This window comes from Jeotgalibacillus campisalis, assembly GCF_000829515.1.
In the GTDB taxonomy this organism is placed as follows: domain Bacteria; phylum Bacillota; class Bacilli; order Bacillales; family Jeotgalibacillaceae; genus Jeotgalibacillus; species Jeotgalibacillus campisalis.
Window position 1 is genome coordinate 382,369 of record NZ_JXRR01000022.1, and the last position, 25,762, is coordinate 408,130.

General features: G+C 43.4%; 27 protein-coding genes. All 27 read right to left on the reverse strand.

Annotated features, from left to right (window positions below; all coding sequences use genetic code 11):
* Window positions 1-28 precede the first annotated feature (28 nt).
* On the reverse strand, window positions 29-1,537 hold the full coding sequence (gene atpA / locus KR50_RS17740; protein WP_041061717.1) for a F0F1 ATP synthase subunit alpha: 1,509 nt from the start codon (window positions 1,535-1,537) through the stop codon (window positions 29-31).
* Between the two features lie 26 nt (window positions 1,538-1,563).
* Window positions 1,564-2,100, reverse strand: a complete 537-nt coding sequence (locus KR50_RS17745; RefSeq protein WP_041061719.1) for a F0F1 ATP synthase subunit delta — start codon at window positions 2,098-2,100, stop codon at window positions 1,564-1,566.
* On the reverse strand, window positions 2,097-2,618 hold the full coding sequence (gene atpF / locus KR50_RS17750; protein ID WP_041061721.1) for a F0F1 ATP synthase subunit B: 522 nt from the start codon (window positions 2,616-2,618) through the stop codon (window positions 2,097-2,099). Before atpF ends, KR50_RS17745 begins: the two co-directional genes overlap by 4 nt.
* Window positions 2,619-2,838: 220 nt before the next feature.
* A complete protein-coding gene (atpE, locus tag KR50_RS17755; RefSeq protein WP_041061890.1) occupies window positions 2,839-3,051 on the reverse strand; it encodes a F0F1 ATP synthase subunit C in 213 nt (70 codons plus the stop codon).
* A gap of 90 nt (window positions 3,052-3,141) precedes the next feature.
* A complete protein-coding gene (gene atpB, locus KR50_RS17760; RefSeq protein WP_041061724.1) occupies window positions 3,142-3,855 on the reverse strand; it encodes a F0F1 ATP synthase subunit A in 714 nt (237 codons plus the stop codon).
* Between the two features lie 5 nt (window positions 3,856-3,860).
* Entirely contained in the window at window positions 3,861-4,250 is a 390-nt protein-coding gene (locus KR50_RS17765) for an ATP synthase subunit I (RefSeq protein ID WP_041061727.1), read from the reverse strand.
* 4 nt (window positions 4,251-4,254) lie between these two features.
* The gene (locus KR50_RS17770) at window positions 4,255-4,473 is read right to left on the reverse strand and encodes an AtpZ/AtpI family protein (RefSeq protein WP_041061730.1); all 219 of its coding nucleotides are present in this window, start codon (window positions 4,471-4,473) and stop codon (window positions 4,255-4,257) included.
* Window positions 4,474-4,880: 407 nt separating this feature from the next.
* Window positions 4,881-6,032: a non-hydrolyzing UDP-N-acetylglucosamine 2-epimerase gene (wecB, locus tag KR50_RS17775; RefSeq protein ID WP_041061732.1), complete on the reverse strand. Its 1,152-nt coding sequence runs from the start codon at window positions 6,030-6,032 to the stop codon at window positions 4,881-4,883.
* A 71-nt stretch (window positions 6,033-6,103) separates the two neighbouring features.
* Window positions 6,104-6,733 (reverse strand): uracil phosphoribosyltransferase, encoded by a 630-nt coding sequence (gene upp, locus KR50_RS17780; protein WP_041061735.1) that lies wholly within the window; start codon window positions 6,731-6,733, stop codon window positions 6,104-6,106.
* Window positions 6,734-6,937: 204 nt separating this feature from the next.
* Window positions 6,938-8,173, reverse strand: coding sequence for a serine hydroxymethyltransferase (glyA, locus tag KR50_RS17785; protein WP_041061737.1), 1,236 nt, complete (start codon window positions 8,171-8,173; stop codon window positions 6,938-6,940).
* A 228-nt stretch (window positions 8,174-8,401) separates the two neighbouring features.
* Window positions 8,402-8,929, reverse strand: coding sequence for a TIGR01440 family protein (locus tag KR50_RS17790; RefSeq protein WP_041061739.1), 528 nt, complete (start codon window positions 8,927-8,929; stop codon window positions 8,402-8,404).
* A gap of 18 nt (window positions 8,930-8,947) precedes the next feature.
* The gene (gene rpiB / locus KR50_RS17795) at window positions 8,948-9,391 is read right to left on the reverse strand and encodes a ribose 5-phosphate isomerase B (protein ID WP_041061742.1); all 444 of its coding nucleotides are present in this window, start codon (window positions 9,389-9,391) and stop codon (window positions 8,948-8,950) included.
* Between the two features lie 19 nt (window positions 9,392-9,410).
* On the reverse strand, window positions 9,411-9,860 hold the full coding sequence (locus KR50_RS17800) for a low molecular weight protein arginine phosphatase (RefSeq protein WP_041061745.1): 450 nt from the start codon (window positions 9,858-9,860) through the stop codon (window positions 9,411-9,413).
* Between the two features lie 231 nt (window positions 9,861-10,091).
* Complete coding sequence (locus KR50_RS17805) at window positions 10,092-10,403, reverse strand: hypothetical protein (RefSeq protein WP_156969562.1); 312 nt, start codon at window positions 10,401-10,403, stop codon at window positions 10,092-10,094.
* Window positions 10,404-10,432: 29 nt separating this feature from the next.
* Entirely contained in the window at window positions 10,433-11,458 is a 1,026-nt protein-coding gene (locus KR50_RS17810) for a LacI family DNA-binding transcriptional regulator (RefSeq protein WP_041061748.1), read from the reverse strand.
* A gap of 567 nt (window positions 11,459-12,025) precedes the next feature.
* Window positions 12,026-12,553: a GNAT family N-acetyltransferase gene (locus KR50_RS17815; RefSeq protein ID WP_041061750.1), complete on the reverse strand. Its 528-nt coding sequence runs from the start codon at window positions 12,551-12,553 to the stop codon at window positions 12,026-12,028.
* Window positions 12,554-12,614: 61 nt separating this feature from the next.
* Window positions 12,615-14,129, reverse strand: coding sequence for a UDP-glucose--hexose-1-phosphate uridylyltransferase (gene galT / locus KR50_RS17820; RefSeq protein ID WP_041061753.1), 1,515 nt, complete (start codon window positions 14,127-14,129; stop codon window positions 12,615-12,617).
* Between the two features lie 21 nt (window positions 14,130-14,150).
* Entirely contained in the window at window positions 14,151-15,149 is a 999-nt protein-coding gene (galE, locus tag KR50_RS17825) for a UDP-glucose 4-epimerase GalE (RefSeq protein ID WP_041061755.1), read from the reverse strand.
* 54 nt (window positions 15,150-15,203) lie between these two features.
* Window positions 15,204-16,244 carry an aldose epimerase family protein gene (locus tag KR50_RS17830; protein WP_052477203.1) on the reverse strand — a complete coding sequence of 347 codons (1,041 nt, stop codon included), beginning with the start codon at window positions 16,242-16,244 and terminating at the stop codon, window positions 15,204-15,206.
* 31 nt (window positions 16,245-16,275) lie between these two features.
* Window positions 16,276-17,463, reverse strand: a complete 1,188-nt coding sequence (locus KR50_RS17835) for a galactokinase (RefSeq protein WP_041061758.1) — start codon at window positions 17,461-17,463, stop codon at window positions 16,276-16,278.
* Window positions 17,464-17,980: 517 nt separating this feature from the next.
* The gene (locus KR50_RS17840; protein ID WP_041061761.1) at window positions 17,981-18,361 is read right to left on the reverse strand and encodes a nuclear transport factor 2 family protein; all 381 of its coding nucleotides are present in this window, start codon (window positions 18,359-18,361) and stop codon (window positions 17,981-17,983) included.
* Window positions 18,362-18,513: 152 nt separating this feature from the next.
* On the reverse strand, window positions 18,514-19,032 hold the full coding sequence (locus tag KR50_RS17845) for a manganese efflux pump MntP (RefSeq protein WP_041061764.1): 519 nt from the start codon (window positions 19,030-19,032) through the stop codon (window positions 18,514-18,516).
* A gap of 165 nt (window positions 19,033-19,197) precedes the next feature.
* Window positions 19,198-20,262 carry an L-threonylcarbamoyladenylate synthase gene (locus KR50_RS17850; protein WP_041061766.1) on the reverse strand — a complete coding sequence of 355 codons (1,065 nt, stop codon included), beginning with the start codon at window positions 20,260-20,262 and terminating at the stop codon, window positions 19,198-19,200.
* A 212-nt stretch (window positions 20,263-20,474) separates the two neighbouring features.
* Entirely contained in the window at window positions 20,475-21,083 is a 609-nt protein-coding gene (locus KR50_RS17855) for a stage II sporulation protein R (RefSeq protein WP_041061769.1), read from the reverse strand.
* A gap of 54 nt (window positions 21,084-21,137) precedes the next feature.
* A complete protein-coding gene (prmC, locus tag KR50_RS17860) occupies window positions 21,138-22,010 on the reverse strand; it encodes a peptide chain release factor N(5)-glutamine methyltransferase (RefSeq protein WP_041061771.1) in 873 nt (290 codons plus the stop codon).
* On the reverse strand, window positions 21,994-23,076 hold the full coding sequence (prfA, locus tag KR50_RS17865) for a peptide chain release factor 1 (RefSeq protein WP_041061773.1): 1,083 nt from the start codon (window positions 23,074-23,076) through the stop codon (window positions 21,994-21,996). Before prfA ends, prmC begins: the two co-directional genes overlap by 17 nt.
* Window positions 23,077-23,247: 171 nt before the next feature.
* Window positions 23,248-25,320 (reverse strand): beta-galactosidase, encoded by a 2,073-nt coding sequence (locus KR50_RS17870; RefSeq protein ID WP_041061776.1) that lies wholly within the window; start codon window positions 25,318-25,320, stop codon window positions 23,248-23,250.
* Window positions 25,321-25,762: the final 442 nt, after the last annotated feature.

Consider the following 25,762-nt stretch of genomic DNA (forward strand, 5'->3'; position numbering starts at 1 on the left):
TTCTTTTATTGCCGTTTAGCGAGTATGCTTACTCACTTTTCGCAAACGTCTTTTTGAATCCATTGATTGCCGCTACCATTGCCTCGTCTTCTGGAAGGCCATGTGTAGTGCGGATTTGATCCAACAAGTCAGTGTGGTTTGAATCCAACCAGCTAAGGAACTCGTTTTCAAAACGGCGAATATCTTTTACTGGAATATCATCCAGGTGTCCTCGCGTTAATGAGTAAAGAATCATAACCTGCTTTTCAACCTTAAGCGGCTTATTCAGGTCCTGCTTCAATACTTCAACTGTACGGGCTCCACGGTTAAGTTTTCCTTGTGTTGCTTTATCAAGGTCTGAACCAAACTGAGCAAATGCTTCGAGCTCACGGTAAGCTGCAAGGTCAAGACGCAGTGTACCGGATACTTTTTTCATTGCTTTGATTTGTGCAGATCCACCAACACGGGATACGGATAGACCGGCATTGATCGCTGGACGTACACCCGAGAAGAATAAATCAGACTGCAGGAAGATCTGCCCATCTGTGATTGAGATAACGTTTGTTGGGATATATGCTGAGATATCTCCCGCCTGTGTCTCAACGAATGGAAGAGCTGTAATCGATCCTGATCCAAGTGTTTCATTTAATTTCGCTGCACGCTCAAGTAAACGGCTGTGCAGGTAGAAAACGTCACCAGGGTATGCTTCACGACCTGGAGGACGGCGAAGAAGAAGTGAAAGCTCACGGTAAGCAGCTGCCTGTTTTGAAAGATCATCATAAACAACCAATACGTGCTTGCCATCAAGCATGAAATCTTCCGCCATTGTAATTCCTGTATATGGAGCAAGGAAAAGCAATGGAGAAGGCTGAGATGCAGATGCTGTTACAACGATCGAGTAGTCAAGCGCTCCATGCTTACGGAGCGTTTCAACTGTACCGCGGACCGTTGATTCTTTTTGACCGATGGCTACGTAAATACATACCATATCCTGGTCTTTTTGGTTAAGGATTGTATCGATTGCCACAGATGTTTTACCTGTTTGACGGTCACCGATGATAAGCTCACGCTGTCCACGGCCGATTGGCACTAGGGCATCAATTGCCTTAATTCCTGTTTGAAGCGGTTCGTGAACAGACTTACGAGCCATAACACCAGGTGCCGGGCTTTCGATTGGACGAGCTTTCGCAGTTGGAATTGGTCCCAAGCCATCTACCGGCTGTCCAAGTGGATTTACTACACGTCCGATTAGCTCTGGGCCTACCGGAACTTCCATAATACGGCCTGTACGACGAACTTCATCGCCTTCTTTGATGTCACGGTATGGCCCTAGAATAATAATACCTACATTATTTTCTTCCAGGTTTTGCGCCATTCCCATAATACCATTGGAGAATTCAACTAGCTCTCCGGCCATGACGTTATCAAGGCCATGAGCACGGGCAATACCATCACCGATTTCGATTACGGTACCAACCTCTGTTACTTGAATGTCCGATTGATAATTCTCAATCTGCTGTTTGATCAGCGCACTGATTTCTTCAGCTTTGATGCTCATGAATGTCACCCCTCATTTTGTGGATCTTATCGCTTTAATTCACGCTCTAAACGGTTCAGCTTGCTGCGCAGGGTTCCGTCAAAAATACGGTTTCCAATGCGAACTCGCATGCCGCCAAGCAGCGTTGAATCAACAATATTATGAATTTGCAAGCTTTGTTTGCCTACTCTTGCTGCAAATGCCTGTGAGATGGACGCTTTGTCCGCTTCACTAAGCTTTGTGGCAGAGTGTACATAGGCTACAGCTGTTCCTCGGTTTGCCAGGGAAAGTTCAATAAACGCATCCGCCATAGGTGCAATTTCTGTTTCACGGCGGCGGTCAATTAAAATTGACATGGTGTTAATAACGTTATGGGAAAGTCCGCTGAACGATTGTTTAACAAGCTGTTTTTTTTGATCTTTTGTTAACTTTGGAGATTGAAGGAGCAGGATGTAGTCAGGGTTGTCTTTTAAAACCTGCTGTACTGTACGCAGTTCAGACTCTACTGTTTCTACTTGTCCATGCTGTTTCGCAAGCTCAAAAAGAGCCTGGGCATAACGGTTTGCGACTGTTGATTTGCTCATCGCAGATCGCCTGCCTTCGCAATTGTCTCATTGATCAGCTGCTGCTGTTCTTCGAGTGTCAATTCTTTCTCAATCACTTTCGATGCAATCAAGACAGATAAAGTAGCCACTTGCTCGCGAAGTGCGGCAACTGCCTGATCTTTTTCGGTCCCGATTTCACGAAGCGCCGTTTCTTTCAAACGCTCAGATTCTGCACGAGCTGCAGTAATAATCTCTTCACGCTGAAGGTCCCCTTGCTTGCGTGCATTTTCAATCAATTCCTGTGCGTCCTGACGCGCTTCTTTTAAAAGCTGACGCTGTTCTTCAAGCTGCTGTTTTGCTTCAACACGGCTTTTTTCAGCCGCTTCGATTTCGCCTGCAATGTGATCTTCACGCTGCTTCATGATGCCCATTAATGGACCCCATGCGAATTTCTTTAGAAGAGCCATTAAGATGATGAACATTAACAATTGGAAAGCTATATCTCCGCCGTTAAATCCTTCACCTGCTCCCAGAATAAATGCATCAAGTGTGAACACGCCCGTTTCACTCCCTTCAAGAGTCAATCAATATACGATGTATGATCTATCTTTCTTTCTATGTAAGAAAGATTATAGTCTGACTAAAATGTGGATTTTGCAGAAAGGAGCGAGCCTTTTCCGCTGATCTCATGATGAAGGCGAAGAAGAGTTCTTCGCCTTTTGGTACTGATCGTCTTACGTCTGTCGGAGCTAAACGCCCGCTTACGCTTTTATTTAATTATTGTCCTTGTACGATAAACGCGATTACTACAGCGATGATCGGAACGGCCTCAACTAGTGCTACCCCGATAAACATTGTTGTTTGAAGCATACCGCGAGCTTCTGGCTGGCGTGCGATGCCTTCTACTGTTTTTGATACGATCATTCCGTTACCGATACCTGCACCTAGTGCTGCTAAACCTACTGCGATTGCTGCTGCTAAAAGACCAATTGAACCTGTCATTTGGGTAAATCCTCCTTGTATTGGATAATAGTTTTTTAAAAAATCATGTTTGTTCAGCGTACTGAACAGGTATTATATTTAATGGTCGTGACTCACCTTGTGGGCCATGTAAACCATCGTTAACATAACAAAGATAAATGCCTGGATTCCTCCGATAAAAACTGAGAATGCAAGCCAAGCAAGCGTTGGAACAGAAGCTGCTATCCAGCCGACGGCTCCTGTAGCTGCTAAGCTTCCTGCAAGAAGTCCAAGAAGTATCTCACCTGCATAAATGTTACCGTAAAGACGCAAACCAAGTGTTAATGTGTTTGCAAATTCTTCAATGATCTTTAGCGGGAAAAGGAAACTCATTGGGCGGAAAAAATCTTTTCCATATTCCTTGAAACCCTTCATTCTAATGCCGTAATAGTGCGTAAGCGCGATAACCATTACAGCAAGAGTCAATGTGATGACCGGATCAGCTGTAGGCGACTTCCACCATAATTCATGGTTGTACGTGATGGCAAATGGCAGCCCTAAAAAGTTGGAAATGGCCACATACATCAATAATGTAATCCCAAGAATATGAAAGCTTCCTCCAGTTTTCCAATCCATATTGCTCTTGATAATGTTTCGAACAAAATCCATGACCCATTCCATGAAATTCTGCATTCCAGTTGGCTTCATTGCGAGTGCTCTTGTTGAAAGAACTGCGATAAGGAACACGATTGCACTTGCAACTGTCACCATTAGAATATTGGAGAGATTAAAGGTCAGCCCCAAAAAATTAACCAATGGCGCTTCATGATTCATTTATTTCACCTCTCTTCCCGCTTCTTATGTAGGATAATTTGCTGAAAAAAATAATCTATCATAATGACGAAATAAACCATCATTAATCCAAAGACAGTGGAAATCAAGTGAATGAATTCCGGAAATTCCAGTGCGACTAAAACCGCGATTCCTGCTGAGGCCATACGTGAAAACGTCCCAAGTGAACCTGCTTTTTTTCCTTCGTCGATGGCACGGTCAAACCGCTCCATTCGTTTTCTGATCAGCCAAAGATTAAAAAGACTGAGAGATGTTCCCAATATAAGACCGAGAAATACTGAGGGATACGGCGTAAAGCCCCATCCGAGAACGAAGATGGATAGCAAGTAAAATATGTACTTGGTATACCGTTGGAAATGCTGTTTAAGGTCAGGCATTCGGCTACTCTCCTGAATAGAAATGATTCACTGTGCGAAGCATGGCATAGATTCCAGTGGAAAGTCCAAGGAGCAGGCCAATAATCAAAAACAGCGGTTCTGTGTTCCATTTCTGATCCAACCACCTTCCGGCGAAAAGACCGACCAGCATGGAACCAGCTAGTTGTGACAGAATGGCAGAGTACAATGCCATCGCTTGGTACGGACGTCTTTGATGACGCATAGGCGCATCCTCACAATCTGAGAATGGAATCGGGGTGCGGGTAAATTACGAGCTTAAAAAGAAACGTTTTTCGGTTTCTCTAAAAGACTATGAAAACCTTATCATTATACCCTTTAAAAGCATACAATAGGCACTATTGTATGTCAACGAGTACTCGACAAAAAGTACATAACATCACAAATGGAAGTTAGGGAGTTCACATTTTGGACAAAACGCTCATAAATTTACTAATAAGAGCAGGTTGCTTTAGCAGGTCAAAGCACTTCAAATCCTTGTCTAGTAAAGGTTTTAAAACGGCTCTCTCTTAATATAGCCTCAGGGTATCAGCGTATATTTCTCCTCGGTGGAGAATCAGTAAATGGAAAAAAACACCTCTTCCCGCAACGCGTTCAGAGGTGTTTTTCGGGCTACTTTTCGACAGTAAACGGGGCAGGACGCTCATGCAGCTGGTTGAAATGAAAACGGATGGCTTCTGCGATACGTTTTGAGGCTTGGCCATCTCCATACGGATTGGACGCTTTGGACATTTTTTCATGCGCAGCTCTGTCTGTTACCAGTTCTTTTGCCATACTGTAAATCTGTTCTTCTTCGATTCCTGCCAGTTTAAGCGTTCCGGCATCAATTCCTTCAGGACGTTCGGTTGTGTCACGCAGCACAAGTACCGGAACACCGAGTGATGGTGCTTCTTCCTGTACACCGCCTGAATCAGTCAGAATCAAGTATGCTTTTGAAGCGAAGTTATGAAAGTCAATTACATCAAGTGGTTCAATTAAGTGAATACGCTTGTCTCCACCTAGTATTTCCTGCGCGATTTCCCGCACAGCCGGATTCATATGAACTGGATAGACGACTTGTACATCCTCATGTTCTTCAACAATCCGTTTAATCGCTCTGAACATATTCTTCATCGGCTCGCCGAGATTTTCTCTGCGGTGGGCTGTTAGGAGAATCAGACGGTCATTGCCTAGGTTCGTCAGAATTTCGCTTGTGTAGTCTTCTCTTACTGTTGTGGAAAGGGCATCAATCGCTGTGTTCCCGGTAACAAAAATACTGGATTCCGGTTTATTTTCACGCATCAGGTTTTCAGCAGACTGATCAGTAGGTGAGAAATGCAGATCCGCCATCACGCCTGTCAGCTGACGGTTCATTTCTTCCGGAAACGGGGAGTATTTATTCCACGTACGAAGTCCGGCTTCCACATGACCAACCGCAATCTGGTTATAAAAAGCAGCCAGACTTGCCACAAAGGTGGTGGTGGTGTCGCCATGTACCAAAACCATATCCGGCTTGGTTTCTTTCATTACCCGGTCCAGCCCTTCAAGGCCTCTGGTCGTTACATCTATGAGTGTTTGGCGGTCCTTCATGATATTGAGATCATGGTCAGGTGTAATATTGAAAATATCCATTACCTGATCAAGCATTTGACGGTGCTGTGCAGTAACTGTCACGATTGGTTCAAAAAACTCGCTTTGCTTTTTTAATTCAAGAACAAGCGGCGCCATTTTGATCGCTTCCGGTCTTGTCCCAAAAATCGTCATCACTTTAATTCGCTTAGACATGAATGGTCCTCCTTCAGTAATTCAGTGCACAAAAGGGGCCAGACCCCTTCTGTGCGTTAATGTATGACAAATTACTTTGTGCCGAATAAGCGGTCGCCGGCATCGCCAAGACCAGGAACGATATAGCCTTTTTCGTTCAGTTTTTCATCGAGTGCAGCAATGTAGATATCCACATCAGCATGTTCTTTCTGAATTTCTTCAACGCCTTCTGGTGCCGCTACCAGACAAAGGAACTTAATGCTTTTTGCTCCACGTTTTTTTAAGGAATTGATCGCTTCTACCGCTGATCCGCCGGTTGCAAGCATCGGGTCGACCAGAATAAAATCGCGTTCTTCTACGTCTGAAGGGAGCTTCACATAGTATTCAATCGGTTTAAGCGTTTCAGGATCTCGATACAAACCAACATGACCAACTTTTGCAGCCGGGATCAGCTTAAGAATCCCGTCTACCATGCCAATGCCTGCGCGCAGAATCGGAACGATGGCTAACTTTTTGCCGGAAAGCACTTTTCCTTTGGCTTTACTTACAGGTGTATGGATATCCGTTTCTTCTAATGGAAGATCACGTGTAATTTCAAAAGCCATTAATGTCGCAACTTCATCGACCAGCTCACGAAACTCTTTTGTTCCTGTTTTTTCGTCCCGGATGTGCGTTAATTTATGTTGAATTAATGGATGTTCAAAAACATACACTTTTCCCACTGCTGCCACTCCTTTTATGTACTCTCTATTTTCACTTCTATCTAGTATAAAACAAATCCTTACGAAAGTTACCATACTTCTTGTAAATTGACAAGATTCTGCACAAAAAAGGAATGTCTCCACGAAGTCCGCTATCTAGTTCGTGAGACATCCCTTTTTAATTTTCCAAATTCTGCCTCGCCCTATTTCACACTGCTTTTTATCTTATTCATAAAGAGCGAAGCGGCTGGTGATGGCTTCAACACGCTGTGATGCTTCTTGCAGTTTTGCTTCATCTTCGTGGTTCTTCAAAGCAAATGCGATGATGGAGGCGATTTCTTCCATCTCCGGTTCTTTGAAGCCGCGAGACGTGACTGCAGGCGTTCCGATGCGGATTCCGCTTGTAACAAACGGGCTTTCGGGATCAAATGGAATGGTGTTTTTATTTACAGTAATGCCCACATCATCGAGAACTTTTTCTGCTGTTTTGCCTGTCAGATCCAGCGAACGCAGGTTCACAAGAACTAAGTGGTTGTCTGTGCCGTCTGACACAATGTCGATGCCTTCTTTTTTGAAGGCTTCCGCCATCGCCTGAGCATTTCGGATGATTTGCTGTGAGTACTCTTTAAAAGAAGGCTGCAGCACTTCTCCGAATGCCACTGCTTTTGCTGCGATTACATGCATAAGCGGTCCACCCTGAACTCCTGGGAAGATCGACTTATCAATTTTCTTCGCGAATTCTTCTTTACATAAAATCATTCCCCCGCGAGGTCCGCGAAGTGTTTTATGTGTGGTAGTTGTCACAAAGTGAGCATGCGGGATCGGGCTTGGGTGATGGCCTGTTGCGACAAGACCTGCTATATGAGCCATGTCAACCATAAGATAAGCGCCCACTTCATCTGCAATTTCACGGAATTTCGCGAAATCAAGCGTTCTGGAGTACGCACTTGCACCTGCCACAATCAGCTTCGGTTTGTTTTCAAGTGCTTTTTGGCGTACATCTTCATAGTCTACACGCTCGTCTTTTTCAGACACACCGTACTCAACGAAGTTATAAAGCTGTCCACTAAAGTTCACTGGACTTCCGTGCGTTAAATGACCTCCGTGGGATAAGTTCATCCCTAAAACGGTATCTCCCGGCTCAAGAATCGTAAAATAAACCGCCATATTCGCTTGTGCACCAGAATGCGGTTGAACATTTGCATGCTCTGCGCCAAAAATTTCTTTCGCGCGGTCTCTTGCCAAGTTTTCGGCAACATCTACGTGCTCACAGCCTCCGTAATAGCGGCGGCCTGGATAGCCTTCTGCGTATTTATTTGTTAAAACCGATCCTTGCGCTTCCATGACTGCTTCACTTACAAAATTTTCAGAAGCGATCAACTCGATTTTCGTGCGTTGACGCTTCAATTCATTTTGCATCGCTTCAAACAATGCTTGATCCTGCTGTTGAATCTTACTCATTGTATGTGTTCCCCCTCATGTCTTCGGGACGGTTCCCGTCATTGGTCAAAAATCTTCTTCATCTTATCATGTTTTTGGTAGAGGGGAAATAGATTTCGAGAAAGGCTGTGTGGGTTTGAATGATTGATAGGCACTTCTTTCTGCCAATAGTCTTACGGGGATTTATAGGGGCCATTCACGTTTTATAAATAAAAAAACTGTTACAGCATTCACTGTAACAGCGTTCATTTATTCATATACTGCCCGCACTCCGCCTACAAGCTTCGGCCGTGTCCTTGCGAGAGTCACATGCGCTTCACCGAGCGTTCGCTCCGACACACGAACAGGAACGGCTACATGCTTCAGATGCATGCCGATAAAGGTGTCTCCTATATCGATGCCGCCATGAGCCTGAACCCGTTCCACCATCACCGGATCATGCAGGGCTTGATAGGCGTAGGCTGTCATAGCCCCGCCTGCTTTCTTGACAGGGATAACTGTTACTTCGTCATAACCAAGAGCGTCCGCTGTTTTACGTTCCATAACAAGAGCACGGTTTATATGCTCACACCCCTGAAAAGCCAGCCCAATGCCGGTATCCTCAGCGAAGCGTGCGAATTCTTTATATAATAAGGAAGCAACTTCGTCAGTACCGGATGTGCCGATCTTTTTTCCAATGACTTCGGATGTGGAGCAGCCTATTACAAATAACTGCCCTGGCTTAAGCTGTGCCTGCTGCTGATATTCAAATAAAATCGTGTTCAATTGCTCTTGCAAAGGAACCCCTCATTTCAATTAATATGTTGATTCATAAGTGGAAATTTTGCCGATTCGATTTTCATGGCGTCCGCCTTCAAAATCCGTTGATAGCCAAATCTTTGCGATTTCTCTTGCCAACCCAGGTCCAATCACACGCTCACCCATTGACAGCATATTCGTATCGTTATGTTCGCGTGTTGCCTTTGCACTAAAGGTATCATGAACGAGTGCACAGCGAATTCCCTTCACCTTATTCGCCGCAATACTCATCCCAATGCCTGTTCCGCAAATAAGGATGCCTCGGTCAAATTCACCGGCCGCTACTTTCTTTGCCACCGGAAGTGCATAGTCGGGATAATCCACCGACCCTTCACAATCACAGCCAAAATCCTGATACTCCAATCCCAGTTCATTCAGCACTTCAGCGATTTCTTTTTTTAAATGGATGCCGCCGTGATCTGATGCCAGTGCAATCTTCATGTAAATGACCTCCTCTGCCTTAATAACCATGTGTTTGCTTTACTATCTTGTCTATCAATCCACTCAAAAGTCTGTTGAGTTCTTCATAGGTTGTTCTATACATTTCAAGAGTTCCGCCAAAAGGATCTGAAACATCCAGTCCTCTTCCTCCAGCAAATTCTTTCAGGGTGAAAATCCGATCCATCGCAAAAGGAAACTGATCGACAAGCATTCCTTTGTGGGCACTGGTCATCGCAAAAACATAGTCTGCCCAGTGAACATCCGCTTGCGACACAGTGTGTGATACATGGTTGTGAACAATGCCGTTTTCATCCAGCACATCCTGCGTCTGCTGAGAAACCTGTCCGCCCTCCATCGCAAATAATCCTGCTGAACGCACGTCAATGAAATCAAGCTTCTTATGTTTTAAAATTGCTTCAGCCATTGGGCTTCTGCATGTATTTCCAGTGCAAACAAATAAAATATTCATCGTTTATCCTCCCGCGCAATGCCTTGCAAAATAGCACTTGATTAAAATTAATTATATCATAAAACCGCTCTCAATTCGCTTATTTGAACTGTGTGGCGCACTTGCTTCATTCACCTTGAACCAGCGGCCTGATGACCTGTTAAAGGACGGGGTTTTTCACTAGCATTGCCAGACTGGAATTCGCTAATCAAAAAACAGCCAATCTCATCCGAAACGGCTGTTTGCAGCATTTTAAAAATAGAGGAACAGCATCAATACCAGACTTATCACGGTGTATAAAAGCAATCCGTAAAAGATTCCACCTAAATAGGCACTAAATTGATTATCATCCTGTACTTTTCCTATTGATGCACTTGCATTAAATGTAGCGATTCTGGAAAAAAACCCTCCGCTGCCACTAAAAAAGAAAAGAAAAATAGTCAGACCTAAACCGATAAAGAAACTCCACTCTCCATATGAAAAAGGAACGAATATACTCGCTGCCCAGACCGCCAGTGCAACACCAGCTGCTGTAATCAATGACCAAACAACCGTTTTTTTCACTGCCGGTCCCCCTCTAATTTCTTCCATCATTATGTCTGTCCTGCAATCACAGGGGCTTTCCCACTGCTTTCACGTATCAAAAACTTCGTTGGGATGACGATTTTTTTGGCGATCTGTCTCTTTGTTGAGAGTTGATCAAGAAGTAAATCCAGCGCCGATTCACCCATGAACTCGGTGTGGACCTGAACGGTTGTAAGCGAAGGCTGAAGATACTTGGACATTTCAATATCATTGAATCCGATAATCGAGGCCTGCTCGGGCACTCTGACGCCTTGTTCGTGAAGGGCTCTCATCGCCCCGATAGCCATCGAGTCGCTCCCGAGGATAAAGGCGGTTGGACCGTTTTCCAATTTCAGTGCTTCCTTTGTTAGTGTATAGCCATCTTCAGCGGTGAACTTCCCTGTCCAAATGAAATCAGGATTGAACTTACCACCAAGGGTCAAATATTCAATAAAGGTGGTTTCCCGCTCATCATGGATCGGTTTATTTCCCTGAAGGTATTCATGTCCGCCAATATAGCCAATCCGTTCATGACCAAATTGAATTAAATGTTCGAGTACGTGGATCATGGCTTTGCGAAAATCAACAACTACTGAGTCGAGTTCATCAGTAGGCGAAAAATCCACCGCTACGATTTTATCGGTCCATGTTTTAAAAATCTCAATATCTTCGGGACTAAATTTGCCGATGGCGATTACGCCGTCCAGTTCATCCTGCTTGCTCATACGAAAAGGCTGATCATTTTTATAGAGCTTTATCAGATCGACTCCCCGCTCAAATCCCGCTTTTTCAACACCAAGCCGAATCGACAGGTAATAAGGGTCTTCTCTTTCCTGCTCCTCTGAATACCAATATATTAAACCGATTTTCGCTTTTTTCCGCTTGCCCTGAACATTTTTTCTTTTTATCGTACGATAATTTAATTCCTGAGCGATCAAAATAATCCGTTCTCTTGTTTCGTTTGTGACTGAAAGACTTTGATCCTCACTCAACACACGTGAAACAGTTGCCAATGAAACGCCCGCTCTTAGTGCTATATCTTTTAATGTTGCCATTTTGCATACCCACCCGCCTGTTTTTTTGCTGGTGAACGTTCTCACCGGTTTTCATTCACCAACAACAGTCAGCGAACATCATGTGACTCATCGTTAGACTCTTTTAAAAGAGTCTTTTATTTAGGTAATCGCTTACATTATTCGTTATTTTAGTAAAATAGAATGTGTTCTTATTAGTATTTTACTAAAAGGCCAGCTGAATGTCCAAACGAATTCTATTTACGGGCTTTTTCCTGATCTATGCGGACCTGACGCTGGTTCAGCGCCTCTTTTAAAGTGAAAGCCAGAGCTGTGAAAATAAAGACAGATAAAACAAGCTTTCAGTATACTAGCTGGCTCTTCTAGGGAAATCAGGAGAGTGCTAACATGATTGTCATTGTTATGTCCGGGGATTAATTGCGGGTTTGGACAGATGGAATCGGGGAAATAACTGATAAATCCCCTCTGTGACCTAGGGTCTATTCCATCTAATCATCCGTTTGCTAACCGTTTCAATTTCGTTTTGAATCCTTCTAAACGGTTTTTTAATAAAGTGACCTTTTAGCGGATTGACTAATTTCATTTGTTCTATGTACCTGTCTCGTATTCCTCTCGAAGCATTCCCATCACGATCTCATCTGAGTATTCATTGTTTAAAAAGATGGATTGTCTTAAACGGCCCTCTATTTTAAATCCTGCTTTTTCATACGATTTAATAGCGCGGAGATTATGAGAGAAGACTTCAAGCTGAAGACGGTTTAAGTTGAGCTTGTCAAAGGCAAACTTCAAGGCTAGCGACAGAGCCTCTGTTCCATAACCTTTGTTGAAGAATTCAGTTTGGTGCAGCGCAATTCTAAAGCCTGCTTTTTTATTTTCTTCATCTATTTCCAAGATAGATAAATCGCCTATTAAAACATCTTTATCTTTGAGGCAAATGGAAAAGTCATGGCGCGTTTGATCTTGAACCGTATTATTGTAAAAAGCCTCCAGCATATCGATCGTGAAGTGAGTGGTTGTCCCGGTTAAGTAGCGTATTTCTTCGTTGCATGTTGCCATAAGAATGCTTGTGAGATCCTCTTTTTTAATCGGTCTTAAATAGACCGTTTTTCCATTCATATTCTTTCAGCTCCTATTCCAATCCAAAGAGAGAACAGACATCACCTGTTCTCTCAATCGTTTAATGGCTGTTTATACTTTCTATAAATCTCGTGAACGCAAGCTGTCCGTTTGCATCCCGTTTAAAAACGCCAGCATCCTCGAGAACTCTGGAGAATACGTTGCCGACGTGCTTTTGAAGAACCTCTTGAATAGTACCAGTCGAAAGATTTTTTTCTGTGGCTGCAATTTTTTTGGCCCAGTCAAGATGCTTTGCGGTACGCTCGTCTTCTCCGGCTTTGTCAAGACTGTCTTCTGTAAGGTAGTTTCCAAGGACGGTGAGCTCTTCTTTTAATCTCCCCGGCAGCACCGCAAGACCCATCACCTCGATTAGCCCGATGTTTTCTTTTTTAATGTGATGGACATCATTATGAGGATGAAAGATGCCAAATGGATGCTCTTCGCTCGTGCGGTTGTTTCTAAGCACAAGATCAAGCTCGAATTCCCCGTTTCTCATCCGGGCGATGGGGGTAATCGTATTGTGCGGCTGGCCATTTGATTCCGCGTAGACTCCCGCTTTTTCATCGCTGTATGACTTCCAGATGGTTAAGATGGTATCGGCTAATTCGAGTAAGCGGTCCTTGCTTTTTCCGCTAATACGAACAACGGACATCGGCCATTTCACTATACCCGCCCTCACGTCTTCAAACCCTTTAATTTCATAGACATTTTCAACAGGAGCAAGCGCCATAGGAAAATCATGCTGCCCCCCTTGAAAATGATCATGACTCAAAATCGAGCCGCCCACGATCGGCAAATCCGCATTGGATCCGACAAAATAATGAGGAAACTGCTCCACAAAGTCAAGCAGACGGTTAAATCCGCTTTTTGTGATGCTCATGGGACGGTGCTCTGAGGAAAACACGATCGCATGCTCGTTATAATACACGTATGGAGAATACTGCATGAACCAGCTTTCGCCTGTTAGTTCAACAGGGATAATGCGGTGGTTGTGGCGGGCAGGGTGATTCACCCGGCCTGCGTAGCCCACGTTTTCTTTACATAACAAACAGAGCGGGTAGCTGATGGCTTTTGCCTTTTTCTCTGCTGCAATGGTTGTCGGATCTTTTTCGGGCTTTGACAGGTTGATCGTAATCTCCAGTTTGCCGTATTCTGTCTCGCTGTACCAATGTTCATTTTTCGCAATGCGATCGGTCCGGATGTAATTGACCTGCTTGGACATTGCGTAAAAATAATCTGTTGCCTCAACAGGCGAGGACTGATACCGCTCTAAGAATATTTTTGTTACCTCAGAAGGACGGGGTAAAAAACAGTCCATTAAAGCTGCATCAAGCTGATCCTTTTGCGTAATGGTTGATACGTGAAGATCTGGCTGCTGTGATGCCCATTCTACGATGTTGTGAAGGATTTCCACCGGGTAGTCAAGTGTTTCATTCGGTACTTCCACCTGTTCTGCTGCTTCTAATTGCAAAAGATTCAACAGCCGGTTTCGAACGTAATCTGTGTCTAAAGGGTCAATTAATTTCGTTTGCAGGCCGAATTGGAGCAATCGCTCTAGTTGGATAAAGATAAACATAAGGTTCCCTCCTTATCGGTTTTAATTGCCGCCTTTATAGCCCTCCGGATGAGTCTGATGCCAATTCCATGCGCTTTGAATGATAGCCTGAAGCTCAGGTATTTTTGGTGACCATCCTAGCTCCCGGCCTGCTTTGGCTGAAGAAGCGACCAGCATGGCAGGATCTCCTGCTCTTCTCTTTTCAATCGAAGCAGGTATCGCGTGACCGGTTACCGCTCGCGCCGCCTCGATCACTTCCATTACACTGAAGCCTTTTCCGTTGCCAAGATTATAGACAGCCGCCTGCTCGGGCAGATCTTCTAATTTTTCGATCGCAAGCAAATGCGCATCCACCAAATCAGCCACATGAATATAATCTCGGATGCATGTTCCGTCGGGTGTCTGATAATCATTGCCGAATACACTGATTTTTTCTCTTTGACCAAGCGCAACCTGAAGCACGATTGGAATCAGATGCGTTTCCGGATCATGATCTTCCCCGCGTTCTCCTTCTGGATCTGCTCCGGCCACGTTAAAATAGCGAAGGGAAATGGAGTGAATGCCATAAGCACCGGCTGACCATTTCAGCATTTTTTCAATCGCAAGCTTTGTTTCTCCGTAGGGATTGGTTGGTACAGTCGGATCATTTTCCTCGATCACAGAGTTCTCCGGCTCGCCATATGTGGCTGCAGTTGAGGAGAATACGATCTTTTTCACTTCATGCCGGTTCATTGCCTGCAAAAGAGAAATCGCTCCTCCTACATTATTATCATAGTATTTTAGCGGGTCTGACACGCTTTCTCCTACTAAGGAATTAGCAGCAAAATGAATGACCGCATCAATTTTGTGAGCCGTAAAGACCTTGTCCAGAAAAGCACTGTCACGAAGATCCCCTTTGTAAAAGGGAACTTCAGGATCCACAGCACCTTCATGGCCTGTCTGAAGACTATCGAGTACGACTACCTTTTCTTGCCGGCGTTTCAGCGCGAGTACTGCATGGCTGCCGATATAACCTGCTCCGCCTGTAATGAGAATTGTCATGATTGGGTATCTCCTTATCAATTTTACTATCAATCTAACTAGCGTTTCATCTTGTCAATCTGCAGAAAGGATGTATCTTGTTTTAGCAGAGTAGGCTTGACCTGGCTGCAGTTCTATTGATGGAAAGGATGGTTCGTTAATGGCGTTAGGATAATTCTGTGTTTCGAGACAGATCGCCATATGATTCGACGCTTTGGTTTCTCTGATCGTTAAATTGTCATCCATTTTATTTGAAGAAAAAACTACCACACTTTTTTGATCCGTTTCGATTGTCAGTCTTCTTCCTGATGCAGGGTCGGTAAGACTAATTTCATAGTCAGAACCTTCATCCAATGCAAAAGGATGATCAAAGCCGCCGCCTGCTAGTTTAATTTGTTCGTCATCGGACTGAATTCCTTCGCCTACTCTTTTTGGTGTCCGAAAATCAAAAGCCGTATTACTGACATCGCGCAAGCTTCCAATCGGTATTAAGATATCGTCAAGAGGCAGGTAATGACTTGAATTAAGCTTTAGCTCATGGTCAAGGATTGAATCTTTAAAGCCTCCACTTAAATTAAAATAAGAATGGTTGGTCATATTGATAATGGTCGCATGATCCGTTACGCCGTGATATTCTACTTCAAGCGTGTCATCTTCAAGTAATCGATAGGTGACCGTTACATCTATATTCCCCGGAAAACCACCTTCTAAGTGCTTGCTTTTAAGCTTGAAAATCAGGTCATTCTCTTCACTAATCGTACCGTCCCATACTTTTTTATCAAAGCCGGCCCCTCCACCATGAAGTGAACTTTTCCCATCATTTGCTTCGACGTGATATGTATGATCATCTATGGAAAATGTTGCGTTACTGATTCTTCCAGCTACTCTTCCAATCACTGCACCAAAGTAATTGGGCTGAGAAAGATAGGGTTCAAATTGATCGAAACCAATAACAATATTTTCATATATTCCGTTTCGATCTTTTGCAGTCCACTTGGAGATCGTACATCCGTAGTTCAAGACCGTCAGTTCGCACCCATTATCGTTTTTCAGTTTATACTCCACGATTGGATCTCCATTGTGTTGTGCAATTTCACGAGATGTTATCGAAACCATCTAAACCACTCCTCTCAAACTCCTGCTAGTTTTAAATGATTAAAGATTCTTTATTGGTGATTTCACAAGCACCCTCACCAACATCGGCTGTATAAAAGGTTGCTTCTAATCCGCATTCTTTAGCATAATGTTCTCCTGCTTTTTCAATAAAGGCTGGAATTTCTTGAATTTTAACAATGGCAATGGCACAGCCGCCAAAGCCTGCTCCAGTCATCCGGGCACCAATCACACCATCTTGTTTCCAGGCGAATTCAACTAGAGTATCCAGCTCTTTACCGGTTACTTCATATTCTTCTTTAAGTGACCGGTGAGATTCATTCATCAATTCACCCACCGCTTTAAGATCGTCCGCTTTTAGGTACTGAAGCGCTTTTTTCGTGCGATCATTCTCCGAAATTACATGAGTGGCCCTCTTCAATAAAATCGGATCTTTTATTGCCTCTTTTATTGTTGAAAAGTCTTCCATAGAAACTTCCCCAAGTGATTGAACAGGAAGAACTTGCTGAATGTGTTTTAACGCCTGCTCACATTCTTCTCTTCTTTCATTGTATTTAGAAGAAGCTAATTCTCTTCGTTTGTTCGTATTCATGATTACAATTTTCTCATTCACTAATTCAAGCGGAGCGTATTCATAGTCAAGCGTATCACAGTTAAACCAAATGGCATGTCCTTCTTTCCCCATACCGATCGCAAATTGATCCATAATTCCACTGTTTACCCCTATAAAGTCATTTTCTACTTTCTGGCACAGCTTAATTAGTTCAATTCTTTCAATTTCCAGTTTAAACATACTTTGAATCATTACGCCTGTCGCCATCTCAATTGACGCAGATGACGAAAGACCCGCTCCATTGGGGATATTTCCATAATACAACACATCAAAGCCAGATTGAACGCTATGTCCGCTATCAATTAAAAATTTGGTTATTCCGATCGGATAATTTGTCCAATTATTCTCTGAATCAAATCGCAAAGAATCAAGAGAACATTCCAGTACTCCCATCTCTTCGAAATTCAGGGAAATCATTCGAATTAGACGATCTTCTCGTTTTCTTGCTAATACGTACGTTCCACAGGTAATGGCCAACGGAAACACATTTCCGCCATTATAGTCTGTATGCTCCCCAATTAAATTAATTCTTCCAGGAGCAAAAAAACGCTGCTCATGATTTTTGTTAAAATATTTTTCAAATGAATGCACTAATGTGTCCATTTTCATGAAGATCCTCCTTTCTCCTTGAATAAACTTGCTAGGTGAAATTGATTTCAACTTTCAATAGTTTTATTGATTGACATTTATTTAATAGAATCGCTTTTTTTAGTCCTCATCTTCGTTAATCAAAAAATTCTTCTATGGTTGTCAACCGTCTTAAAGAGTAGTGATTATACTCACCAGAGAGTTATAGCAGTATCGTCTGCAGCCACCTAACCCTATTTTCTGACCGTTTTCATCTTTAATAAATTTACTTGGATGTTTAGTTGAAATCGCACTGCACGAGTGACTGTTGTGATACCGAACATTACCTTGCGTTTCCATTTAACTTCTTTTTGAAAGCGTGTACATTAACAGGTTATTAGGTTTATCGTTTAGAGTCAATAAATATTTTACTAAAATTTGATTAATTTTTAAGTAAATTATATACCCTATCGTGCTTTCAGCGCTAAAGACTACATAGATTAATAAATATAGACGGTCAATTTTAATCAAAAATTTACTATTGTTTCTAAAGCAGAACTTAATTTTTTTTCCGAATCACATCCGTTATCTTTGAATTTGTTACAGTCCCCTGATGAAAGAACAACTGCCATCTGCCGTCTATTTTTTTCCATATGGAGCTGCGAAGCGTATTGCGCTTTCTTGTATGATTTGCAATGAGATATGTGGAGAGCACCAGACTTTCTGAAAGAGGATGGATTTCGTATTGATGGATGGACATTTCGGCTTGTGATACTCCGTCATCCAAGCACTCCTGCTTTGTAAACATCCTGCCGGAACTGCCGATCTCAAAAAAGTCATTCGCCAGAATTTTGTCCAGTTCTTCCTTGCTTTTCCGGACTTCTGTGTTGATATGCCATTCTTCGAGTTCTCTAAATTGATTCCTAAGTTGTTCGTTCATTTAAATTCCCCCTTGCTATCAGTTTCGCTATTTCTTCACATCAATCCTTTATTTCTCCTCAGTTGTTAACCTCCTATCGCAACCGGAGTTACCCGCTTTCCACAAGTCCAATCAAAAAAGCCGGATGGATTGTCCATCTGGCTTTTTACCCTTTAACTCACCATCATCCTGATCGCAATGCCGATTAAGATGCTCCCGCCGATCACTTCACTGTAGCGGCCGACTGTAGCTTTCAGTACTTGTCCTATTTGAAGACCAATCAAGGTCATAATGCTTGCAAAAAAACCAAATAAAATGACGGCAATCCAGGTCTCAGATTGATTTGTACCAAGAGTAATTCCTACAGATAAGCTATCTACACTGACGCCGAATGCAAAAACAATCCAGCGCACCCACGACATCATCATCACCGGAACGGTTCTGCCCACCATACCAGACCGAATCATCTGCAGGCCAACTGCAACCAAAAGTGCCACTCCGACCCAGCTGATGGTATGGGAAAGCGCACCGCCAATTAAAATTCCGATAATCGGCATAATAATATGAAACAGACCGACAAGCATACTGCCGCTCCACTTTTTCCTGTTGCTCACACCTTGAGAGCCGATCGCAATACTTGCTGAAAATGCATCCATCCCAAGACCAATCGCCAGCCAAATAATGAGGTCCACAAAATCCCCCTCTCCACAAACTCCCTAGATTGACTTTATGCTATTAGCAGGGAATGAAGAACCCGGAAATTGTATTTCATTACGTTGCTGACGGTAACTTGAACTCTTTCTCTATGCAGTTTCAACCTTGTGTTATAAGAGGGTAAAAAAAAAGCTTCCATACAATCAGAAGCTTGTTTTGTCATTATTTTCTATCAGCCATTTGTGTCCAGCTGCTTTAACGAGACGGTTCATAATGGCGACACCGATTCCCCGCATTTCCACGCTTTGCGCCAGTATGATATCCACAGCTTCGTTATCGAATGCGCGAATGCTTTCGTAAAGAGAATGAGCGGTTGTGGATAAATCGTCTTCTCTTCCGCAGGCAACCAAAAAATCTGCCTGCATATGACTGATCGTTTCAACTGGAGCAAGCAGACCGACTTTTTTGCCATCCTGTTGAAACGCCACAATCGTTTCCTGCAGCCATAAATCAGATCCTTTAGTTACATATAAAGGAGCCACGGGAGCGTAATGTGTATACTTCATCCCGGGGGATCGCGGCTGCCCTGCATGCTCCTCAAGGGATGGATCCACGTCAACAGGACCAATGCAGTCTGTAAGCTGTTCGTAGGATATGCCGCCGGGACGCAGAATCATCGGAGGTGTCACCGTACAGTCAAGAACAGTAGACTCTACTCCCACTCCTGTTTCCCCTCCGTCTACGATGCCTGCAATCCGCCCGTTTAAATCGTAATAAACATGCGCTGCAGAAGTAGGGCTTGGCTTGCCGCTTCGGTTGGCACTTGGTGCTGCAATCGGTTTTTGACAAGCTTCCATTAAAGCCAGTGCAACTGGATGATCAGGCATGCGGATGCCTACTGTATCCAGTCCGGCTGTAACTTTATCTGAAAAGACACCTTGTTTCTTGGTGAAAATCAGTGTAAGCGGTCCGGGCCAGAATTGTTCAATCAAAGCTTGGGAAGTGTTATCCACATATTGAACGAGTTCGGAGAGTTGGTTTGTGGAATATATATGAACAATCAGAGGATTATCAGAAGGTCTTCCTTTTGCTTTGAATATACCGCTGACAGCCTGGTCACTCGTAGCATCTGCGCCAAGTCCGTATACTGTCTCTGTAGGAAAGGCAATTGTATGACCATCGTGTAATAATTGTGCTGCTTTTTTGATCTGTGGATAATCCTTATTTTTATCCACATTCTTATCCACAATCCACATCGTGGTAATCATGTGAATCAACTCCTAAACTATTTTTTAATCTTACGCATTTTTTAACAGAATTACTGATATTCCTTAATATACCGTGGAGATCTCTCAAATTATTAGTATATTATATTGATTTTAATCAACAGGGCGGATCTAGTTGTCCACAAAGTGTGTATAACTTTCTTTAAATTGTGCACAACTTTGTGAATAAACCCTCATTATTCCGACTTATCCACTTAATTAGCCAGCCAGTCCCAGCTTTTCTGAAACCAGTTCACAATAAACGAGTCTACTACTATTGAATCGTCTCGCAAATCTTTCTTTGGGGATAAGTCTGTTTCACAGTCTTTTTCCTCTTCTACATCTGCTGCTTTTGCTTTTTTGATCAGAACTTGTCCACACAGATCAGGAAAAATCGAACACCACCAGTTGGTACCCTGCCCTTCTCCAAGTGTGACAATGACCGTATCAAAGATGCCTTCTGCATACACACCGTCTTCTGTGTGTTTTTCAGGAAAACGGTGCTTTTCAAATCGCACAGTAGCAGAGTAGGAAAAACCATTTGCTTTTAGTTCCTGTTGAACGAGATTCTCCCATTTTTCCACATGTCCTTCAAGTCTTTCACTAAGTTCTTCCCTTTCCCACAGTTTGTCCCCAGCCAGTGTTTGAAGAATTTGATCTTGAACAAGCAGATAAACCGATTCTTTAATCTCGAGATCCTGCGCTTCGTCACTGTTTGCAAGCACCCGAAATCGTATGTCCTGGTCTGCATTGGCTTCTGCTGTTTGAACTGGGATTAGTAATGAACTTGATAGAATCGTTGCGATCAGCCACTTTGTTTTCATCTTCGTTCCTCCACAAGGTTTGTTACACGTCATTGTGGACGAACTTATTCTATTTTAAACATGAGGCGAAAGTCGACAAAATACCATGCGATCTTTCCCATTAATATCGTAGACAACTTCAATTGGATCGTCTGGAAACGAGTCAGCGAGGAAAGCCGATACTACTTCCCCCTGGCCAGCACCTACTTCAAATCCGATTAGTCCTGGACGGTTTATCCGTTTTGGCAGCTGTTCACACATTTTCCGGTACAGCTCAAGTCCTTCCTCCTCAGCAAATAGAGCAAGATGAGGCTCGTGATCCACCACTACCTCAGACATGGACTGCCGGTCGCTGTGAGGGATGTACGGCGGATTGGAAAGCACCACATCAAACGTTTGGTCAGGTTTAAATGAAGAAAACAGATCACTTTGGACAAAATCTACCTCGGCGTTTAACTTGTCTGCATTCTCCTTAGCAACACGGAGTGCATCCTCAGAAAGATCGGCTCCTGTCACCTTCCAGGACGGCCGTTCAAGCTTCAGCGTCACAGCGATGATTCCACTGCCGGTTCCGATATCTGCTGCCGTTAGGTTCTGGCCATCTGCAAACAAGGAATCGCACCGGTCGAGCGCATAATAAATCAGTTCTTCTGTTTCGGGACGCGGAATTAATACATCACTGCTGACCAAAAATGTCCGCCCGTAAAATGATTCAGTGCCGATAATATGCTGCACAGGAATACCATCCGCATGTTTTTCTACAGCTATTTCAAATAAAGTAAAATCTTCCTCTTCTATGGATTCACGCAGTTTCATGTAGAGCTGCGTCCGGTCTATTTTAAGAACAAATCGTAACAAAAGCTCTGCTGCGAAAGGTTCACGGTTATGGTCTTCTAAATAAGAAGAAGCCCAATTAAGGGCCTCATAGAGTTTATAAGTTGTCGCCATTATTCATAGACTCCATTCTGGCTGACTGTTCTTCCATAATCAGCGCTTCAATTACTTCATCCATCTTGCCTTGCAAAATTTGATCAAGCTTTTGAATGGTCAGACCAATTCTGTGGTCGGTTACACGGTTTTGAGGAAAGTTATAGGTACGGATTCGTTCCGAACGATCTCCGGAACCAACAGCTGATTTACGTACTGCATCATATTCAGCTTGTGCTTCCCGCTGAAATTTGTCGTACACGCGGGCACGAAGTAATTTCATTGCTTTTTCTTTGTTTTTAATTTGAGATTTTTCATCTTGAATGGATGCAACAATCCCTGTAGGTACATGCGTTAGACGAACAGCAGACATTGTCGTATTAACAGACTGTCCTCCTGGTCCGCTTGAAGCAAATGTATCCACTCGGATGTCTTTTTCATGAATTTCGATCTCCACTTCCTCTGTTTCCGGAAGGCAGGCTACAGTGGCAGTTGACGTATGAATACGGCCGCCTGATTCGGTTTCCGGAACACGCTGTACGCGGTGGGCTCCATTTTCATACTTCATATGAGAATAGGCGCCATTCCCGTTAATAATAAAAATGATTTCTTTGTAGCCGCCAACACCCGTTGTGCTCGCTTCAATGACTTCAATTTTCCAGCCGCGCGATTCAGAATAACGGCTATACATACGATACAGGTCACCGGCAAATAAAGCAGCTTCATCTCCGCCGGCTGCTCCCCGGATCTCCATAATTACGTTTTTGTCGTCATTTGGATCTTTTGGAATCAGAAGAACATGAAGCTTCTCTTTAAGCTGTTCAATTTCTTTTGACAGCTCATTCACTTCTTCTTTAACCATTTCACGCATGTCAGAATCGAGTTTGTCATTCAGCATTTCTCTCGCTTCTTTGTGCTGTTGGTACACTTCTTTATATTGACGGTATGTTTCAACCGTTTCCGTCATATCTGATTGTTCCTTCGAGTATTCTCGCAGTTTATTTGTATTGTTTACAATCTCGGGATCACTCAGTAATTCATTTAATTTATCGTAGCGGTCTTCTACCGCCTGTAATCGATCGAACATTTCACTTCACCTCTTTAGATAGTATATCCGATGGCTGGTGGGTAGACAATGATTTTAGCGGAAATGGGCGGTTTGCCTTTGGGCTTTCGCTTAAGCACTTTCCCTCACCAACTGAAAAGAACTCTCTGAAAAAGAGAGCTTCTTCTCGTTGAAGTCTGGACCAACCATCCATTATCTTACTGCTCGTTTAAGTATTTTATACCCATAGGAAGGCAGCACGATAGATTCAGGTACCGGATTTTCATCCAGTAAGTCCATATAGGTTTCTTCTTCTATCTGAAGCGTCTGGGACTCGTTTGTAAAGTTCATCAAAAAAATAAATTCGTTTTGCCCATCTTCCCGCTTTTGAGCGGTCACCCCATAAGGTAGTACGGTTTCAATTGTTCTTTTAATGCCATGTTTGCGAACTATTGACAGCAAAAAATCGGAATAGAATGGTTCCTGATTACGGGACGCAGCATAATACGCGGTTCCGTCTCCAAATTGATTCTCAGTTAAAGCAGGGCGGCCTTTATAAAAATCGTCTTCGTAAAAAGCCAGAGCCTCTGCGCCTTCAAGATGAATTAATTCACATAATTCATGTGCTTCGTATATGCCTTCTAACTGAAGAGAATTGTCGCCTTTCATGTTGATGTGATTTTTTTCATGATCATGCAACCCATCCATTTCTTCTGACCAGATGCCGAGTGTTTTACGAAGCGGTCCAGGAAATCCGCCTAAAAAGCAAAGATCGTGTTCATTCACAATTCCTGACCAATAGGTGGTAACGAGAATCCCTCCTGCCTGGACAAACGCTTCAATCTTTTCACCTATCCCTGCCCTTACCATATAAAGCATAGGAGCAACGAGCATTTTATAGCGGGATAGATCACATTCCATGTCGATAATATCTACCGGAATTCCTTCGTCCCAAAATGGTTTGTAGTGACGTCTGATCTGCTCTTCATAGTGCATTCCGCTGTTGCGCGGTCCTTGTGAATCATTAATCGCCCATCTATTTTCCCAATCAAACAGGATGGCTACTTCCGGCTGAACCGACGTTCCCACAACCTCATCCATCTTCTGCAGCGTGCTTCCAAGCTCAGAAACTTCCCGAAACACTCTGGTGTTTTCTTTGCCATAATGATCGACAACCGCACCATGAAGCTTTTCACTTGAGCCTCTGCTTTTACGCCATTGAAAATACTGAACCGTATCTGAACCGTGAGCCACTGCCTGTATCGAGGATAACGCATGCATGCCCGGTTTCTTCAGCTTGCTCACATCCTGCCAATTCGTAGCGCTTGGTGTACTTTCCATTAGCATGAATGGTTTGCCGCCTTTAATTGAGCGCTTTACATCATGGAGAAGGGAAAACCATGCGGCGAGTTTACTGTCATCCCTTTCATGATGCCAGGTCGGATAGGCATCCCAGGAGACGACATCGATTGCCTCTTTAAATTTCCAGTAATTCAGCCCTTCGTATGCTTCCATGAAATTGGTGGTCACTGGCAGATCCCGGCTGAATTTTTTTAACGCATTCACTTCATGATTTAAGAAATCAACGGTTTGATCCGTCACAAAGCGTTTCCAATCCAGATTCATGCCATGGACAAAATTCTCTCCATGCGGAGCAGGCGATTCCACCTGAGACCAGTCAGAAATGGTATGGCTCCAAAAGGTTGTCCACCACGCCTGATTTAGCTCTTTTAAAGAAGAGTATTTCTTTTGCAGCCATTCCCGAAAGGCATCCTGGCAATAAGGGCAATGACAATCTCCCCCATATTCGTTTGATATATGCCAGCCGATGACAGCGGGATGACTGCCGTATCTCTCTGCCAGCTTGGTGTTGATCATCTCTATTTTTTCCCGGTAAACCGGTGACGTATAGCAGTGATTATGTCTGACACCATGTAAGTTGCGTACTCTGTTTTTTTCCACTCGCAGGACTTCCGGATATTTTTGAGACATCCAGGCAGGTCTTGCTCCGCTTGGTGTCGCAAGAAAAGCGAATAGTCCATTGTCTGCAAAGGTATCCAGCACGTGATCGAGCCAGTTAAAATCAAATGTTCCTTCTTCCGGTTCGAGCATTGCCCAGGAAAAAATTCCAACCGACATCACGTTGCAGTTTGCCAGTTTCATTAATCGGATATCTTCTTCAAATACCCCAGGATACTCCAGCCATTGCTCAGGATTATAATCTGCGCCGTGGAGCATCTTCGGGATCTTTGGACTAATCGGCGGATAGGTTGTCATTCCACTCATCCTTTCAAATTAAAGCGCTTACTTTAAGCTGCTTAAAGGTTTTTGATTGAAGAACAAAGTTAATATGTATTTTATATAGATCAATCAATGGTATAGATTCATTTTAGCACAATCATCCATTTTTGCTGGTTTGCAAGTTTGTTAAACGTTACCGGAATTACTTTGTTGGAAGGGAAAGTTTCTCTAAATAAGACCGGTTCATTTCCGTTTCAGGCGGAGGCTTTCCGCGGGGCGGGAGGTGAGCCCCTTTGATGCTTGAGCATCTGCTTGGTCTCACCCTTCCCGCTTTATTCCGCTGGAGTCCCCGCCTTCCACTGCAATGAACCTATTCTTTTTTACTTAGTTATAAACAAGAGGGCTTATCGCAAGGAGAACGTCTTTTCAGTCTTGTGAATTACTGTATGGAATGAATTGAAATAGCTTGTGAAATCATGATTTTCAA